This is a genomic window from Cellulomonas fimi, from assembly GCF_028527925.1.
Taxonomy (GTDB): Bacteria; Actinomycetota; Actinomycetes; order Actinomycetales; family Cellulomonadaceae; genus Cellulomonas; species Cellulomonas fimi_C.
This window is the reverse complement of record NZ_JAPESW010000023.1, coordinates 1-16,114: the sequence shown is the minus strand read 5'-3', so window position 1 is coordinate 16,114 and position 16,114 is coordinate 1. Positions and strand designations below refer to the sequence as shown.

Below are 16,114 nucleotides of genomic sequence, written 5' to 3'. Positions count from 1 at the left end.
GCCGGCCGTCAGACGGTCGCGTCGCCGTCCGTGCCGCCGACGGAACCGTCCGCGGGGGTGACGGGCGCGGCGGCCAGGATCCGGTCGAAGAACGCGGACTTGCGCGCCTCGTACTCGTCGGAGGCGGTCGCGTCGGCCTCGGCCTTGACGCGGTTGTGCTCCGCCAGCAGCGCGGGATCGGCGCGCAGCAGCGCCCAGGTGCGCGTGAACCGGACGTCGTGCTCCGAGCCCACGGGCGTCACGGCGAGGCCCGCGGGCAGCGGCGCGTCGACGGCGAACGTCGCGAGCGTCGCGCACCAGATCTCCGGGTGGACGACGGCGTGGTCGCGGCGGACGAGGGCGACGGCCGCGTCGAACGCGTCCGGTGGGACGCGCAGGTGCAGGTCGACGTCCCCACGCGTCAACGCGCCCGGCACGCTCGACGCGCCCAGCCACACCAGCTCGCCCGGCACCCCCGCAGCGGCCAGCGCCGCGCGCTCGTCGGCGACGACGGCGACGGCCTCGTCGTGCAGGTCCTCCGCGCGGCGCAGCACGGTTCAGCCGTCGAGCGCGTCCAGGCGCTCCGCCACGTCGGCCGGGAAGCCGCCCGTCGCGATCGGGCCCCAGCGCGTCGGCGTCACGCGGATCAGCGACTTGTCCTGCAGGCGCATCGCCGCGCGGTACTCGTCCCAGTCGGGGTGCTCGCCCGCGATGCAGCGGTAGTAGTCGACGAGCGCGTCCTCCGCCTCGGGCATGTGCAGCACCTCGGCGTCGCCGTCGACCTGGACCCACGCGCCGCCGAAGTCGTCGGACAGCACGCACACGCTCACGCGCGCGTCGCGCTCGGCGTTCCGCGTCTTCGCGCGGCCGGGGTAGGTCGAGACCACCAGACGCCCCTGCTCGTCGACGCCGCCGCTGACAGGGGACACCTGCGGGCGGCCGTCGGTGCGCGTGGTGACGAGCAGGAAGTGGTGGCGGGGCCGGACGAACGCGAGGAGCTCGGGCAGGTCGACGGTGCGGTTGGTGGCGACGGTGCGGGGCATGCCCTCACGGTAGGCGCGGTGCGAGGTCGGCGACCTGTCGGAGCCCGTCGCGCAGGTCGTCGGCGAGCGACGGCGCGAGGTCCGCGGACTCCGGCGAGCACAGGACGGCCGCGTCGAGGCGGCCGGCGATCGACAGCGCGGCGACGCACGTCGTCACGTTGCCCACGAGCGGCACGATCGGTACGGCCGCGAGGAGGCGGGCGCCCGCGAGGTGCACCGGCCCCGCCGGTCCGGGGGCGTGCGTCACGACGGTGCTGATGAGCCGCTGCCGCCGCAGGACCGTCGGCAGGACCCCGAGCCGTGCCAGGACGAGCACGCCGAGCGGCGCGAGGGGCCACGTCCACGGCCGGATGCGACGCTTCGCGGCGCGGGTCCGGAGGGCCAGCGCGGGCAGACCGGTCGCCGCGTCGTCGAGGACGTCCGGCGGTGCCGCGACCCGCATCGCGCCGACGTCGTTGCCGAACCGTCGACCCGGCACGGTGACGGGGACCGACATCACGACGTGCTCACCCGGGCCGCCGCGGTCGACGTCCGCGCGGTGGTAGGCGCGCGACCACGCCCACAGGAGCGCGTCGTTGACCGTCGCGCCGCAGGCGTGCGCACCGGCGCGCACGGCGGCCGAGTCCACCTGGACGGAGGCCGCGACGACGCCGCCCGTGGCCATCCGCACCAAGGGGCTGCTTGCCGCGCGCCCCGGGCGCGTCGACGGCCGAGGGAGCGCGGCGACCGGAGGGGCGACGCGTCCCGGGGACCGCCACGGGGATCCTCCTGCCACGTCGCCGAGCGTCGCCAGCAGCAGCCCGAGGAGGCTCGGTCCGTTGCCGAGCAGGTGGTGACTCGTCCACACGAGCGCCGAGCGTGCGTCGTCACCGAGGTCCACGACCGTCAGCCGCCACAGCGGCGCGCGGTCGGGGAGGCGACGTGCGAGATCCGCGGCGGCGAGGTCGAGGGGGTCGGCGCCCGGCGCGGCGAGCGCCGTCACGTGCCGCTCGAGGTCGACCGCCACGGGCACCCACACGGGTGACCGCGCCCGGCGGCGGCACACGACCGCCGCGAGGCGCGGCTGCGAGTCGACGGCGCGAGCCATCCGCCGCCGGACGTCGGCGAGGTCGGGGACCGGACCTCCGAGCACCAGGAGCACGGTGATGTGCCGGGGGTTCGGCCCGACGTCCGTCGCGAGCTCCGCCCGGTCGTACACGCTCAGCCGCTCCACGCGGGCAGTCTCCGCGGTGCTTGCGACCGGTGGCAGAGACGAACGTCCCCCGTCCCGCGCGGTCGGTCAGCCGGCGGTGGGCGGCTCGGCCGCCACGTCGTAGAACCGGGCGTCGACGGCGGCCGCGCGCTCGACGTCGCCGGACCGGACGGCGTCCCGCAGGTCGCGGAGCGCGGCCGCGTCGAACGCGTCGAGCACGGACGGCTCGTGCGTCGCGTACCAGTTGACGCGCGGCGCGAGCCGGTCGAGCACCTCGGTCAGCACCGTGTCGCGAGCGCCCTCGAGCGTCGCCTCGACGACCCGCGTCGCGGCGGCGATGCGCGCGCTCGCCGAGTCGTCCCGGGTCAGCGCGGCGATCTCGGCCTCGAGCACGTCCGTGAGGGCCTGCGGCGAGCGCTCGATGCACAGCCGTCGGGCGTAGGACCGCAGGACCCCGGCGGCGCGCATGGCGTCGACGAACTCGCGGCGGTCCAGTGTCGCGACGCGTGCGGGCTGGTGATAGCGCTGCGTCACGATGCCGATCTCCGCGAGCATCGCGAGCGCGTCGCGGACGGGGGTGCGGGAGACACCGAGCCAGCGCATGAGGTCCGACTCGCGGAGCTGCTCGCCGGGCACGAGCGTGCCGTCGAGGATCGCGTCACGGATCGCGTCGAGCACACGGTCCCGGATGAGTCGCGTGCCCGCTCGGTGCACGGGCGCCGTCGCGGACCCGCGGATCGCCGTCGGCACGACCGCGGCGGCGTCCCGCCACGCGGCCACGGCGGCCGGGGCGTCCCCGGTGAGCGCCGCGTCGACGAGCGCGCGCTGGGTGCGGAGGCTCGCGACCGCGTCGGCCGCGTCGGCGTGCAGCCGGTGGAAGCGCACGAGCCCGGGGGACACCCACGACCGGACGCGGTCGAGGTCGGCGTTCGCGGCTCGACGGAAGAACACGTCCTGGACGTCGCTGACCCGCGACTCCCGGAGGGCGGTGAGCGCCGTGCCGTCGTCGAGCAGCCAGGTGTCGCGGTAGGCGACGAGGGCGTCACGGTCGGCGTCGGTGAGCCGGGGGAACCCGTCGGCGATCGCGGCTGCGGTGACCTCGCCGAGGACGCCGAGCGCCTCGCGGACCCGTCGCGGGTCGACCGGGGTGACGTGCGTCGAGCGGCGGGGGACGACGTCCGTCAGTCCCACGAGCGACAGCCGGGCGAGCGCCTCGCCGAGCACTGCGCGGGTCGTCCCGAAGCGTTCGCAGAGCTCGTGCTCCACGAGGCGCTGCCCGGGGGCGAGGTCGCCCGTGACGATCGCGTCGAGCAGCCGGTCGTAGAGCGCGGCGCGCTCGGCGGCGCCGGTGACGTCGATCGGCGTGGTGGGGATCGGCACGCCCTGATCGTAGATCGGTGACGCGTGAAAGTCGGGCCGTAAGTCCTGATTGTGGTCAGTGAACAGTGAAATACATTGGAGAACGTCATCGCACCGACACCCCCAGGAGCGCCTCCCATGTCCGTCCTTCGCACCGTCACCGCGACGGGGCTCGCCGCGACCCTCGTGGTCGCCGGAGCCTCGGCCGGCCTCGCGGACCCCGGAACCCCGGGTCAGCCGCAACCCGCCGCCGTCGTCTTCCACGAGGACTTCCAGAACGCCTCTGTCAGCGGCCTGCGCACGATGATCGACCGGTACGTCGGCACCGACGGTCACACGTACGACGCCGACCCCTACTGGAGGAACGCCGTCAAGGCGAACGGCATGGTCGTCTCGGCGCAGAGCACGTTCGCGACCACCGACGCGACCGGCGCCAAGAACGACACCGAGGCCACCGCCCGCGCGACGCTCCGCCAGCTCGCCGAGGCGCTCGGCACGATCAACGGCAGCGCCGACCCGCGCAGCAACCTCGCGATCTCCGCGTACACCCAGGACGTCAAGGCGTCGAACGTCGCCGACAACCTCGTGATGCTGCGGACGAGGGACGACATCGAGCTGAAGGACGCCAACGGCCGATTCCTCGCGTTCTCGCTCAACGCCGCGGCGACGAACGGCGTCGACACGGCGCACCCGGACCGTGAGAACCCGCGGCTCATGTTCTACGTCAACCAGGCCGGCAGGGGCGAGCAGGCGCTCACGAGCACGCCGATCGACCCGATCACCGACCCGCGCTCGCAGACCATCGCCGTCACGGCCTCCGCCAACGGCACCAAGGAGCCGGTGCGCGGCGGGCAGTTCGCGTCCGACCGGTCCTTCCTCTACGAGGGCGGCGCGTTCGGCGTCGTCGTGCGCAACCTCACGTCGGGCCATCTCGGCAACGACGGCGCGTTCGACGACCTGCAGGTCATCGACGTCACGCCGCAGCTGGACAAGGCGTTCGACCGGCCGGTCGCGACCACAGGCGAGTCCGTGCGCCTCGTGCTGACCGTCACGAACACCGACGAGCTCGCCGCGAAGGAGGGCTGGACGTTCGCCGACGAGCTCGCCGACGGCCTGCGCGTCGCGGACGAGCCACACCTCGTCTCGTCGTGCGCCGGCGACGTCTGGGCGCAGGGCACCAAGGTCGCGGTGACGAACGGGTCGCTCGCCGCCGGGCAGGCGTCGTGCACCGTGGAGGTCGACGTCACGTCGACGACGTCCGGCACCTACAGCAACGGCCCGGCGAACATCGTCGTGCGCAAGGGCATCGACGCGCCGGCCGAGGCCGTCGTGCGGTTCGAGGCCCCCGGTGACCTCGTCGTGCACCACGTCGACGAGAACGGCGCGCCTCTCGCGGCCGACCAGACGTCGTCCGGCAAGCCCGGCGAGGCCTGGAGCAGCGGTCCCCTCGACATCGACGGCTACACGGTCGTCCGGGTCGACGGCCGGGCCACCGGCACCTACGCCGAGGGTGAGACCGCCGAGGTCACGTACGTCTACAAGCCCGTCGCCCCCGCCCCTGTGCCCGGTGCGGTCGTCGTCCACCACCAGACCGCCGACGGCACGCCGCTCGCCGACGACGAGCACGTCTCGGGCGACGCCGGAGACCCGTACAGCACGCAGCCGAAGGAGATCGACGGGTACGTCCTCGTCCGCGTCGAGGGTGACCCGACCGGCACGCTGCCCGACGGCACCGCGGTCGTGACCTACGTCTACGCGCCGAAGGCGGACCCCGACCCGGAGCCCGCCGACGCGACCGGCACGCTCGTCGTGCACTACGTCGCGGAGGACGGCAGCCCGCTCGCCGACGACGCGACGTCCAGCGACAAGGTCGGCGAGGCGTACGGCACCACGGCGAAGTCGTTCGACGGCTGGACGCTGGTCCGCGTCGACGGCAGCACGACGGGAACGTACGTCGACGGGACCGTCGAGGTCACCTACGTCTACCGCCCGGTCCCGCCCGCCCCGAAGCCCGGCTCCCTCGTCGTGCACCACCAGACCGCCGACGGCACCCCGCTGGCGGACGACGACACGGCGACCGGTGACGCGGGTGACCCGTACGCCACGCAGCCGAAGCACATCGACGGCTACGTCCTGGTCCGCGTGGACGGCGACCCGACCGGCACGCTCCCCGACGGCACCGTCGTCGTGACCTACGTCTACGAGCCCGTCGCGACGCCGGACCCGACCCCGACGCCCGACCCGGCGCCTCAGCCGGAGCCGGCACCCGAGCCGACGCCGACCGTCGTCCCGTTCCGCAGCGAGGTGCTCGCGGCGAACCCGGCGCAGGGCGACCGCACGGGCAGCCTGGCTCACACCGGCAGCACGATCGCGCCGCTGGCGGCGATCGCCGGTCTCGCGGCCGCTGCCGGAGCCGCGCTGGTCCTCGTGACGCGCTGGTCACGCCGCGAGCACTGACCCGCCTTCGCCCGCACCGACCCGCACCACCGACCCCCGCCGCGCCGAGCGCCCGGCGGGGGTCGTGGGCGTCCCGGACGAGGTGCGCCGCGCGTCGCCGGGAGGGATGTCTGTCGGGCGAGGCCGAGATCGTCATCCTGGTGTCGCGGCCCTGCTCGCGACCTACGCTGACGACACCGAGGAGGACCCCATGCGCTACACGATCCTGCTGCACTACCCCGAGATGACCCCCGAGGACCTGGGCGAGGGCGGCTGGGAGGAGGGCGAGCGCGAGTTCAGCGCGTACGCCGCGACCCTCCAGGCCGCGGGCGTCCTGGTCGGCGCCGAGGTCCTCCAGCCGTCGAGCAGCACGACGACGCTGCGCACGGTCGACGGCGTCCTGCAGGTGCAGGACGGGCCGTTCGCCGACACCAAGGAGCAGCTCGGCGGCACCTTCGTGCTCGACGTGCCCGACCTCGACGCGGCGCTCGACTGGGCGAAGCGCGCGCCGTCCGTGGGCTGGGGCGCGGTCGAGGTCCGGCCGGGCGCGACGCACACCGTCGACGGCGTGTGGGTGCCGAACGCGTGACCGCGGGAGCGCGCGCGGCCGCCGAGCGGGCCGCGCGCGACTCCTACGGCCGGCTGGTCGCGCTGCTCGCGACGTCGACGGGTGACCTCGCGCAGGCGGAGGACGCGCTCGCCGACGCCTTCGAGCGTGCGCTCACGACCTGGCCGGCCGACGGTGTCCCGCGCAACCCCGACGCCTGGCTGCTCACCGTGGCCCGCAACCGGCTCCGTGACGTGTGGCGCTCCGCCGCGGCCCGGCGGTGGGCGCCGCTCGACGACGCCCGCGCGCTGGCCGGGCCTGACGGCGTCGACGACGTCGACCCCGACGCGATCGAGGACCGCCGCCTCGCGCTGCTGTTCGTGTGCGCGCACCCGGCCATCGCGCCCGACGTCCGCACCCCGCTGATGATGCAGACCGTGCTCGGCCTGGACTCCCAGGTCGTCGCCCGGGCCTTCGCGGTCCCGCCGGGCGCGATGCAGCAGCGGCTCGTGCGGGCCAAGCGGCGCATCGCGGCGACGCGCATCCCGTTCGTCGTGCCCGACCGGCGGGCGATGCCCGAGCGCCTGCCGGCCGTTCTGGAGGCCGTGTACGGGTGCGCGGCGGTGACGTGGCGGCAGGACGGGCGCGCGCTCGCGGGGGAGGCGCAGCACCTCGCGGTCGTGCTCGCGTCGCTGCTCGACGACGACGCGGAGGCATGGGCGCTCGCCGCGCTCGTCACGCTGTCGCTGGCCCGTCGGCAGCCCGGTGACGCGTTCGTCCCGCTCGACGAGCAGGACCCGGCGACGTGGGACGAGCACCTGGTCGCCGAGGGGGAGTCGTACCTGCGTCGCGCGACGCGTCCGGGCCCGCCGGGGCGGTTCCGGCTGGAGGCGGCGATCCAGGCGGTGCACTGCGACCGCCGACGGACCGGCGCCGTCGACTGGGCGGCGCTGCGGACGCTGTACCGCGCGCTCGACGCGGTCGCGCCGAGCCTGGGGTCGCGCACGGCGCTCGCGGCGGTCGTCGGACGGCTCGACGGGCCGGACGCGGGGCTGGCCGCGCTGCCGCCCGAGCCGGCGCCGGCCTTCCAGCCGTGGTGGGCGGCGCGCGCGGACCTGCTGGCGCGCGCGGGCCGGCGTCAGGAGGCGAAGGACGCCTTCGCGCGGGCCGCGGAGCTGTCGGACGACGAGGCGGTCCGTGACTACCTCGAGGCGCGGCGCCGGTCCGGATGATCCTGAATCGATTCGTGCGCGGCGCGCGTCGGCGCAGGTCAGAGCGCCGCCGCGCTCCGGACCCGCCGCACCCGTAAGGATTACTTGCCTGTCAGTAAGCATGCCCGTTACGGTCGGTCGCCGGACGGCAGGGCGCGCCCGGCACAACGAAGTGACACGAGTCAGCCGCGCCTGCGTCGTCCACCAGACGACCCCGAGGAGGCACCGATGCCCGTCGCACTCGTACGTCCCCGCACGTCCCGCCCACGCCACGTCCGCCGCACCCGCATGATCGGCGCAGGCGTCCTGACCGTCGGCCTGGTGGCCAGCGCCTTCACGGCCGCCCAGCTCACGGGCGGTCCCGCCGCACCCGCGTCCGCCGCGGTCGGCGACGTCATCTGGTCCCAGGAGTTCAACGGCAGCGCCGGCAGCGCCCCCGACGGCAACGTCTGGAGCTACGACACCGGCGCCGGCGGCTGGGGCAACGGCGAGCTGCAGAACTACACGACGTCGCGCAGCAACTCCGCGCTCGACGGCCAGGGCAACCTCGTCATCACCGCGCGGCGCGAGGCGGACGGGTCGTACACGTCGGCCCGTCTGCAAAGCAACAACAAGTTCGAGCAGAAGTTCGGGCGGATCGAGGCGCGCATCCAGATCCCGCGCGGCCAGGGCATCTGGCCCGCGTTCTGGATGCTCGGCGGCGACTTCCCCCAGACGTCGTGGCCCAGCAGCGGCGAGATCGACATCATGGAGAACGTCGGCAAGGAGCCGCACCGCATCTACGGCACCGTGCACGGCCCCGGCTACTCCGGAGGCGCGGGCATCAGCGGCATGTACCAGCACCCGCAGAACTGGTCGTTCGCCGACGACTTCCACACGTACGCGGTCGACTGGAAGCCCGGCTCGATCACGTGGTCCGTCGACGGGAACGTCTACCACCAGGTGACGACGAGCCGCGTCGGCGGCAACCCCTGGGTGTTCGACAAGCCCTACTTCCTCATCCTCAACGTCGCCGTCGGCGGTCAGTGGCCGGGCTACCCCGACGGGTCGACCCAGCTCCCCCAGCAGATGAAGGTCGACTACGTCCGCGTCTACGACAACGGCGCGACGGGCGGCGGCGGTGGTGGGGGCGGTGGCGGCTCGCTGCCGACGGGCACCGGCACGATCCGCGTCGCGAACCAGCTGTGCCTCGACGTCCCGTGGGCGCAGACGCACGACGGCAACCCGATCCAGGTCGTCGGCTGCAACGGCAACGCCGCGCAGTCCTGGACCCGTGGCTCCGACGGCACGATCCGCGCGCTCGGCAAGTGCCTCGACGTCAGCGGCGGCGGCACGGCCAACGGCACCGTCGTGCAGCTCTGGACCTGCAACGGCACCGCCGCGCAGCGCTGGACGTACGACTCCGGCACGCGCGCGATCAAGAACCCGCAGTCCGGGCGCTGCCTCGACGGCGTGGGCGGGCTGCCGGTCCACGACGGTCAGCGCGTGCAGATCTGGGACTGCAACAACCAGGCCAACCAGCAGTGGTACCTGTGACCCTCTGACCGTGCTCCGCGTCGACGGGGCCGGGTGCGCGACGCCGCACCCGGCCCCGTCGGGGTTCGGACGCGCCCTCGCCGTCAGCGGGCGACGTCCGCCCAGCGGTCGACCGGCCACAGCGCGTCGAGGTCGAGCGCACGCGCGGCGTCGAGCAGGCGCACCACCTGCGCGTCCGCCACGGCGCCCGGACCCTCCGCCTCGGCGTAGTAGTCCGCGAGGAACGCCGCGAGCGCGTCGCCCGTCAGCCCCGGGGTGGCGTCGAGCCGCAGCAGGAGCATGCCGTCGACCCGCGGCGCGCCCGGGCTCAGCGACGGCTGCACGTAGGGGAGCGGGACGAGCCGCGCGCCGTGCCGGCCGTAGAAGCGCAGGCGCGCGACCGGGTCTCCCTGGGTCGCGTCCGCCGCCCACACGCGTGGGTCGTCGACCTCCGCCAGGACCAGCGCGCCCGGGGACGCCGCTGCCCACCGCGGCAGCACCTCGCGCAGAAGGCGTCCGCCGAGCCCGAGGCCCCGCGACGACGGGTCGAGCGCGAGGTAGGTGAGCAGAAGCGCGCGCCGGTCCGCGTACCAGGTGCCGAGCATGACGCCGACGGGCCGGCCGTCCGCGAGCACGACGTCCGACGGCTGCGCGTCCGGTCCGGTGAACGTCGCGCGCACCTCGCCGAGCGACATGAGCTCCTCGGGCCGGAACGTCGGCGCGAGCAGCCGCGCGTAGACGTCCTCGACCTCGGCCGGGGTCAGGTCCGCGAGCGTCGTCTCGGTGACGTCTGCGGCCGTCCCCGCTCGCTCCTGCCCGCCGTCGTGCTCCACGAGCCGATCTTCGCACTCAGCGGCCGGGGACCTCCGCGCGCCGGAGCACCAGCAGGGGCGTCACGTAGTGCTCGGTCACGCGCCCTCCGAGGTCCTCCACCGCCCGCCCGGCCGCGTCGGCCTCGGCGGCGGTCCACTCGCTGAACGTCCGGAAGAGGTCACGCACCTGGCGGGCGGAGACCTCGACCGACCACCGCAGCTCCTCGACGTGCCGGACGGCGAACCACCCACCGGCGGTCAGCCGGTCCACCCAGCCGGCCGTGTCGAGCTCCGTCGGGCCCGGGCGAGGCGGCACGTCGCCGCGTTCCCGCACGATCTGCTCGACGCGTTCCCGGAACGGCGTGCGCGGCACGGCCGGGTCGCCGAACACGTGCCGCCAAACCGCCAGGTGTCCACCCGGGACGAGCGCGTGGTGCAGGCGCGGCAGGACGACGTCGAGGTCGAACCAGTGCACCGCCGTCGCCGCGACCGCGAGGTCGAACGCCGCGGCGTCGAGCGCGACCGACTCGGCGGTGCCCGCGAGGACCGTCGCGTCGGGGACGCGGCGACGCAGCAGGTCGGCCAGGGCAGGCCCGGGCTCGACCGCCGTCACCTCCGCACCCGCGGCGACCATGGGTGCGGTCGCGAGGCCCGAGCCCGCGCCGAGCTCGAGCACCCGGGTGCCGGGGCCGAGCAGCGCGAGGTCGCGCAGCCGCCCCCACAGCGCGTCCGGGTACGGCGGCCGGGCCCGGTCGTAGAGCTCGGCCATGCCGTCGAAGTGCGTCGGGTCGGGCACGCTCGCAGCGTAGGTGCCGCCGTCGTCGGGCGCCCGCGCGCGTGGGCGGTGACACTGGGGCGTGCTCGACCGCTACGACGGCCACATCCTCGGGCTCGCGACGGCCGACGGCCGCCGGGTCGTGATCGGTCGCTGGCTGCGCTCGCCGTGGCCGCCGTTCGCGGACGTCATGACGCAGGACGCGGCCGGCCACCGCACGCTCCTCGCGCCGCACCGCGACGTCGCGGACGAGATCGCCGCGACGTACGTCTTCGACGAGGTCGTGCTCACGCCCGTCCGCGTCACGTGCGACCCGGCCGGGCGTCGCTGGTCCGTCGACGCCGGCCCGTTGACCGCGGACGTCACGATCGGCGGGCGCACGCCGCTCGGTCACCTGCTCGGCGCGGTCCCGCGGCCGCTCGCGCGGTCCCGGGCGTTCGCCACGCTCGCCGACCCGGTCGCCCGTGCGCTGCTGCCCGGCGTCCGGACCCGCGGCAGCGCCGGTGCGGGCCGCCGTGAGTGGTACGGCGCGACGGACCAGCACCGCGTCACGGCGGCCCGCGTCACGTGGGACGGCGGACCGTGCGGCGACCTGCAGCCCGTGGTGCCGCCGGTCGCGTTCGGCTTCTCGTCCGTGCCGCGCCGCCCGACGGTCACGGCGGTCCGTACGACCATCGAGCGCCCGTCCGGTGACGGCCGAGGGGTGCGCGACACCGACGCGCCGCCGGCGACGGGCTGACGAGGCCCGCCGCTCGCAGCCGCCGGCCGGCGCAGCCCCGTCAGGCCTTGCGCGCCGACACGAACGTGATCTCCGCACCCGCGAGCCTCCCGTGCGCGACCTCGCGCGCGTCGACCAGCCCGGCGCCGGCCAGCATCCGCGCGATCCCGTCGTCCAGGTTCGCCCGGACGCGGTCCGCGACCGCGGGCCCGAACCGCGGCAGGTGCGCCCGCACGGCGGAGTGCCCACGGTGCGCGCCGCCGCCGAAGTCGAGGATCGTCACCGTGCCGCCCGGCCGCAGGACCCGTGCGATCTCGGCCGCGGTCGCGGCACGGTCGGCGTCGGGCACGTGGTGCAGCGCGAGCGAGGACACGACCCGGTCGACGCTCGCGTCGGCCAGCGGGATCCTCTGCCCGTACCCGCGCACGAACGTGAGCGGCACCCGAGCCCGGCGCGCCTTGCGCGTCGCCCGCCGCAGCGCCGGCAGGTCCGGGTCGAGACCCGTGACGACCGTGCCGGCGACCGTCCGGGCGACCAGCAGCGCCACGTTGCCGGTGCCGCACCCCAGGTCGAGCACCCGGTCGCCGGGCGTGATCCCCGCGAGGTCCACGAGCTGTGCGTGCCGGCGGCGCACGCGCGTCACCGTGCTGAGGACGTCGTAGAACGGCAGCAGCGAGGTCTTGCCGGTCGGGGGCAGGTACGGGGTGACGGCGTCGTCGGCGAGGTCGTCGACGAGCGTCACGTCGGGCTGCGTGGACATCGGGCACCACCTGTTCCTGGTCGTCGGCGGCGTGGTAGACCGTCCGCCGGGCTCACACCAGCGTCCGACCCCGCCAGGGCCCGGACCAGGACGGAAGTGCGGGGAGAATGCGACGTTCTTCGGCGGCCACGCCCGTGCCCTTCGCGCGCGCCCGTCGCCGCGCGGACGGCGCACCCGTGGTGGCGTACGACCGGCGTCCGGGACGCGTCCCGATCGGTGCCGAGCTCTTCACCGGCGACCAGGTCTCGCCGCAGGCGCTGCCCGGTGGCGTGCCGCACGCGCACGACTTCTTCGTGCTGGTCCACGTGGCGCGCGGTGCCGGGACCCTGCTCGTCGACGGCCGGTCGGTGCCGCTCGTCCCGGGCGACCTCTGTCTGGTGCCCCCGGGGCAGGTCGTCGGGGGAGCGACGACCGACGACCCCGCGGACGCCCGCTCGTGGGTCGTGTTCTTCACGGCCGACGCCGTCGCGGGCGCGACCGCGAGCCCGCTGGCCTGGCGTTTCCACCCCCTGCTCGCGGCGTTCGTCGACACCCCCGGGGTCGGACCGCGGACGCTGCACCTGTCCGACGGCGATCGCCGGACGTGGGACGCGTTGCTCCAGGTGCTCGTTCGCGAGGCGCCCGCGCACGGCGACCCGCCCGCGCTCGCGGGCGCCGACGAGGCGGCGACGGCGGCCCTGACGCTCCTGCTGGTGTCGCTCGCGCGGCAGGTCGGGCCACCCGCCGACGGCGGCGCGGACCCGCTCGTCGCCGCGGTGCTCGACGCGGTCGAGGCCGGCTTCCGCGACCCCATCTCGACACGTGACGTCGCGCGCTCGCTCGGCTACACGACGGGCCACCTCACGACGGTGGTGCGCGAGCGCACCGGGCGGACGGTCCTCGAGTGGCTCACCGAGCGGCGCATGATCGAGGCGCGGCGACTGCTGGTCGAGACGGACCTGCCCGTCGCGGTCGTCGCCGAGCGCACGGGCCACCGCGACGCGGCCTACCTCGTGCGACGCTTCCGCGAGCAGCACGGCGTGACACCCGCACGCTGGCGACGCGGCGCCCGCTGAGCCCGAGGGACCGCGCACCCGCGCGCCCGCCGAGCCGACGGGGTACGGCACGCCGCGGCTCACCCGGGCCGCCGGCGTGCGTCAGGTCAGTGCGCGCCGAGCCCGTCGATGACGCCCGGGTCGCCCGCGAACGGGCGGAGCGTCGCGGGCGCCGGGAACGGCAGCACGTAGCGCGTGACGACCGCGTTGACGTCGCCGAAGTCGTCGGTCGTGACGACGACCCGGTCGGCGGCGACCTCGGACATCCGCACCCGCACGACGCGCCCGTCGTCGAGCGTCAGCTGCCACCGCTCCGCGAGCCAGTGCAGGCCGTGCTCGTCGAGCGCCTCCTCGGCGTCGTGCCAGTCCACGACGCCGGTGAGCTCGCGGCCGATCCGGTCGACGGCGACGAAGCCGTCGCCGTCGACGCGGATCCAGCCGAGCAGCTCCCGGTCGCCCTCGCGCCGGTGCTCGATCCAGTCGGCCGTGAGCCCGCTCATCGGTGCAGGCTGCTCAGTGCCCGCCGCCGTGCGCGCCCTCGACGCGCTCGCGGGGGACGGCGAAGGCGAGCGGGATCGCGACGAGCGACAGCACCGCACCGACCAGGAACGCGGAGTGGATGCCGCCCGCGGTCGCCGCGACCTCACCCGCGCCGCCCTCGGCGAGCGCGATGGACTGCGCGGTGAGGACCGTGACGAACAGCGCCGTGCCCGCCGCACCGGCGACCTGCTGGAGCGTGCCGACCACCGCGGACCCGTGCGAGTACCGCTCGGCGGGCAGCGACCCGAGGGCCGAGGTGAACAGCGGCGTGAACATCAGCGCGAGCCCGGCCGACATCGTGAGGTGCGCCGCGAGGAGCATCCACGGCGAGGAGTCGGGCTGCAGCAGGACGAAGCCCCACAGCGCGACGCTGAGCGCGAGCGCGCCGGGGACCAGCAGCGGACGCGGACCGACCTTGTCGTACGCGCGCCCGACCGACGGCGCGAGCAGACCCATGAGCAGCCCGCCCGGAAGCAGCAGCAGACCGGTCTGGAGCGTCGTGAGGCCCAGCACCGACTGCGCGTAGATCGGCAGCAGGATGATGACGCCGAACAGCGACACCATGAGGCCCGCGAGCAGCCCGACCGACACCGCGAAGGTGCGCGACGAGAACACCCGCAGGTCGAGCAGCGCGTCGTCGACCCGCGCGAGCGACCGCTGCCGCAGGACGAAGAGCACGAGCGCGACCGCCCCGACGCTGAGCGAGACCCACGTGGTCGCCGCGACGCCGCCGTCGGTGATCTCCCCGAAGCCGGCCAGCCCGTAGACGATCCCGCCGAAGCCGAGCGCGGACAGGATCACGGAGGTCACGTCGACCTTGGCGTAGCGGGGCTCGGTCACGTTGGGCAGGCGCATCGCGCCGAGCACGATCGCGACGACCGCGATGGGCAGCACGAGCCCGAACATCCAGCGCCAGCTGAGGACCGACAGGATGAGGCCGGAGATCGTCGGGCCGATCGCGGGCGCGACCGAGATGACGACGGAGATGTTGCCCATCGTGCGCCCGCGCGCGGCGACCGGGGTGACCGTCATGACGGTCGTCATGAGCAGCGGCAGCATGATCGCTGTGCCCGACGCCTGGACGATCCGCCCGGCCAGCAGCACGACGAACCCGGGAGCGAGCGCGCAGATCAGCGTGCCGGTCGCGAACAGCGTCATGGCGAGCAGGAACGCGGGGCGCGTCGTGATGCGCTGCAGCACGAAGCCGGTGACGGGGATGACGACCGCCATCGTCAGCATGAACGCCGTGGTCAGCCACTGGGCCGTCGACGCCGTGATCGCCAGGTCCTCCATGAGCCGCGGCAGCGCGACGCCCATGATCGTCTCGTTGAGGATGACGACGAACGTCGAGACGAGCAGGACGGTGACCGCGAGGCGGTCACGCGGGCTCATCCGGTCGGCGGGGACGGCCGGGGCGGCGGACGGCCCGCCGGTGGCGGAGTCGTCGCTGAGCCTGGCGGTGGAGGTCTCGGTCACAGGGGCACCTGGCTTCCGGGGGACGGTCGGGAGTGGTGTCGCACGCGTCGACGCGAGCGGCGTCGACGGCGGAGCGACCAGTCTTGTCGAGGGGTCTGACACGGTCGACGCAAATACGCCGTCGGCAGACGGGCCTCTTCCTCACCGACCGCCCACCACGCCACAACTCATCGGGCACCGACCTGCTTCCCGCGTCCGGGTGCTGATCACACGGTGGACCGCGCGACCGGACGCGCGGCATCGTCGCGGGACGGCGCCGCGGCGCACGGCACCGGCACACCGGGCGGACGGACGAGGAGGGCGGTGGGCGCAGGGGAGGACCGGGTGGCGTCCGACGTCGCGACGGTCGGAGGGCTGCTCACCGGCACCGAGCGGCTGCTCGAGGTGGGCCCGGGTCCCGGTCGCCTGCTGCGCGCGCTGCTCGATGCGCACCCGGGGATCGTCGCGACGGCGGTCGACCGGTCGCCCGTCGCGGTGCGCCGCACGTACGAGCGCAACGCCGGCGCGGTCGCGACCGGCAGGCTCACGGTCCACGAGGGGACGCTGGCCGACCTGACCGCGCTGGTCGGAGCCGACGCGCGCTACGACGTCGTCGAGCAGCACCTCGCGTCGTTCGCGACGCTGCACCCGGACAACCCGGTGACCGAGACCGGCGTGCTCGCCGAGGGTCGGCGTCACGGGCTGCGGTCCCGGACCGAGGGACACCGCGTCGACCGG

The 16,114-nt window shown here is 75.1% G+C and carries 16 protein-coding genes; 7 read left to right on the top strand and 9 right to left on the bottom strand.

Features of this window, described 5'->3' with window-relative positions:
• Window positions 1-8: 8 nt before the first annotated feature.
• From OMK64_RS12015 to OMK64_RS12000, 4 genes are all read right to left on the bottom strand, one after another.
• Window positions 9-533, bottom strand: coding sequence for a GrpB family protein (locus tag OMK64_RS12015; protein ID WP_272728619.1), 525 nt, complete (start codon window positions 531-533; stop codon window positions 9-11).
• 3 nt (window positions 534-536) lie between these two features.
• The gene (locus tag OMK64_RS12010) at window positions 537-1,022 is read right to left on the bottom strand and encodes a PPOX class F420-dependent oxidoreductase (RefSeq protein ID WP_272728618.1); all 486 of its coding nucleotides are present in this window, start codon (window positions 1,020-1,022) and stop codon (window positions 537-539) included.
• Window positions 1,023-1,026: 4 nt separating this feature from the next.
• Window positions 1,027-2,235 carry a WS/DGAT domain-containing protein gene (locus OMK64_RS12005; RefSeq protein WP_272728617.1) on the bottom strand — a complete coding sequence of 403 codons (1,209 nt, stop codon included), beginning with the start codon at window positions 2,233-2,235 and terminating at the stop codon, window positions 1,027-1,029.
• 66 nt (window positions 2,236-2,301) lie between these two features.
• Complete coding sequence (locus OMK64_RS12000) at window positions 2,302-3,594, bottom strand: GntR family transcriptional regulator (protein WP_272728616.1); 1,293 nt, start codon at window positions 3,592-3,594, stop codon at window positions 2,302-2,304.
• A gap of 117 nt (window positions 3,595-3,711) precedes the next feature.
• Between OMK64_RS12000 and OMK64_RS11995 the strand changes: the two genes are divergently transcribed.
• The 4 genes from OMK64_RS11995 (at window position 3,712) to OMK64_RS11980 (ending at window position 9,303) form a co-directional block, all read left to right on the top strand.
• Window positions 3,712-6,030 (top strand): MucBP domain-containing protein, encoded by a 2,319-nt coding sequence (locus OMK64_RS11995; RefSeq protein WP_272728615.1) that lies wholly within the window; start codon window positions 3,712-3,714, stop codon window positions 6,028-6,030.
• A 190-nt stretch (window positions 6,031-6,220) separates the two neighbouring features.
• Window positions 6,221-6,598 (top strand): YciI family protein, encoded by a 378-nt coding sequence (locus tag OMK64_RS11990; protein WP_272728614.1) that lies wholly within the window; start codon window positions 6,221-6,223, stop codon window positions 6,596-6,598.
• The gene (locus tag OMK64_RS11985; RefSeq protein ID WP_272728613.1) at window positions 6,595-7,788 is read left to right on the top strand and encodes an RNA polymerase sigma factor; all 1,194 of its coding nucleotides are present in this window, start codon (window positions 6,595-6,597) and stop codon (window positions 7,786-7,788) included. Before OMK64_RS11990 ends, OMK64_RS11985 begins: the two co-directional genes overlap by 4 nt.
• A gap of 207 nt (window positions 7,789-7,995) precedes the next feature.
• A complete protein-coding gene (locus tag OMK64_RS11980) occupies window positions 7,996-9,303 on the top strand; it encodes a family 16 glycosylhydrolase (RefSeq protein ID WP_272728612.1) in 1,308 nt (435 codons plus the stop codon).
• Window positions 9,304-9,386: 83 nt separating this feature from the next.
• Here OMK64_RS11980 and OMK64_RS11975 read toward each other — a convergent pair whose 3' ends face one another.
• The gene (locus OMK64_RS11975) at window positions 9,387-10,115 is read right to left on the bottom strand and encodes a GNAT family N-acetyltransferase (RefSeq protein WP_272728611.1); all 729 of its coding nucleotides are present in this window, start codon (window positions 10,113-10,115) and stop codon (window positions 9,387-9,389) included.
• A gap of 16 nt (window positions 10,116-10,131) precedes the next feature.
• The gene (locus OMK64_RS11970) at window positions 10,132-10,890 is read right to left on the bottom strand and encodes a class I SAM-dependent methyltransferase (RefSeq protein WP_272728610.1); all 759 of its coding nucleotides are present in this window, start codon (window positions 10,888-10,890) and stop codon (window positions 10,132-10,134) included.
• A 61-nt stretch (window positions 10,891-10,951) separates the two neighbouring features.
• On the opposite strand from OMK64_RS11970, the gene OMK64_RS11965 reads away from it, so the two are divergent.
• On the top strand, window positions 10,952-11,608 hold the full coding sequence (locus OMK64_RS11965) for a hypothetical protein (RefSeq protein ID WP_272728609.1): 657 nt from the start codon (window positions 10,952-10,954) through the stop codon (window positions 11,606-11,608).
• 40 nt (window positions 11,609-11,648) lie between these two features.
• On the opposite strand, the gene OMK64_RS11960 is transcribed toward OMK64_RS11965, so the two are convergent.
• Window positions 11,649-12,347: a class I SAM-dependent methyltransferase gene (locus OMK64_RS11960; protein ID WP_272728608.1), complete on the bottom strand. Its 699-nt coding sequence runs from the start codon at window positions 12,345-12,347 to the stop codon at window positions 11,649-11,651.
• Between the two features lie 107 nt (window positions 12,348-12,454).
• Here OMK64_RS11960 and OMK64_RS11955 point away from each other — a divergent pair, with 107 nt between their 5' ends.
• On the top strand, window positions 12,455-13,402 hold the full coding sequence (locus OMK64_RS11955) for an AraC family transcriptional regulator (protein WP_272728607.1): 948 nt from the start codon (window positions 12,455-12,457) through the stop codon (window positions 13,400-13,402).
• Window positions 13,403-13,488: 86 nt separating this feature from the next.
• On the opposite strand, the gene OMK64_RS11950 is transcribed toward OMK64_RS11955, so the two are convergent.
• Complete coding sequence (locus OMK64_RS11950; protein ID WP_272728606.1) at window positions 13,489-13,881, bottom strand: hypothetical protein; 393 nt, start codon at window positions 13,879-13,881, stop codon at window positions 13,489-13,491.
• 13 nt (window positions 13,882-13,894) lie between these two features.
• Window positions 13,895-15,397, bottom strand: a complete 1,503-nt coding sequence (locus OMK64_RS11945; RefSeq protein WP_374694092.1) for a DHA2 family efflux MFS transporter permease subunit — start codon at window positions 15,395-15,397, stop codon at window positions 13,895-13,897.
• 324 nt (window positions 15,398-15,721) lie between these two features.
• Between OMK64_RS11945 and OMK64_RS11940 the strand changes: the two genes are divergently transcribed.
• Window positions 15,722-16,114 (top strand): class I SAM-dependent methyltransferase (locus tag OMK64_RS11940; protein ID WP_272728605.1); only part of this gene is annotated, 393 nt, incomplete at its 3' end.

Coding starts and splice junctions, on each gene's coding strand:
- OMK64_RS11990 (WP_272728614.1), top strand. CDS start 6,221: ATGCGCTACACGATCCTGCTGCACTACCCCGAGATGACCCCCGAGGAC.
- OMK64_RS11950 (WP_272728606.1), bottom strand. CDS start 13,881: ATGAGCGGGCTCACGGCCGACTGGATCGAGCACCGGCGCGAGGGCGAC.
- OMK64_RS11960 (WP_272728608.1), bottom strand. CDS start 12,347: ATGTCCACGCAGCCCGACGTGACGCTCGTCGACGACCTCGCCGACGAC.
- OMK64_RS11955 (WP_272728607.1), top strand. CDS start 12,455: ATGCGACGTTCTTCGGCGGCCACGCCCGTGCCCTTCGCGCGCGCCCGT.
- OMK64_RS11980 (WP_272728612.1), top strand. CDS start 7,996: ATGCCCGTCGCACTCGTACGTCCCCGCACGTCCCGCCCACGCCACGTC.
- OMK64_RS11995 (WP_272728615.1), top strand. CDS start 3,712: ATGTCCGTCCTTCGCACCGTCACCGCGACGGGGCTCGCCGCGACCCTC.
- OMK64_RS12010 (WP_272728618.1), bottom strand. CDS start 1,022: ATGCCCCGCACCGTCGCCACCAACCGCACCGTCGACCTGCCCGAGCTC.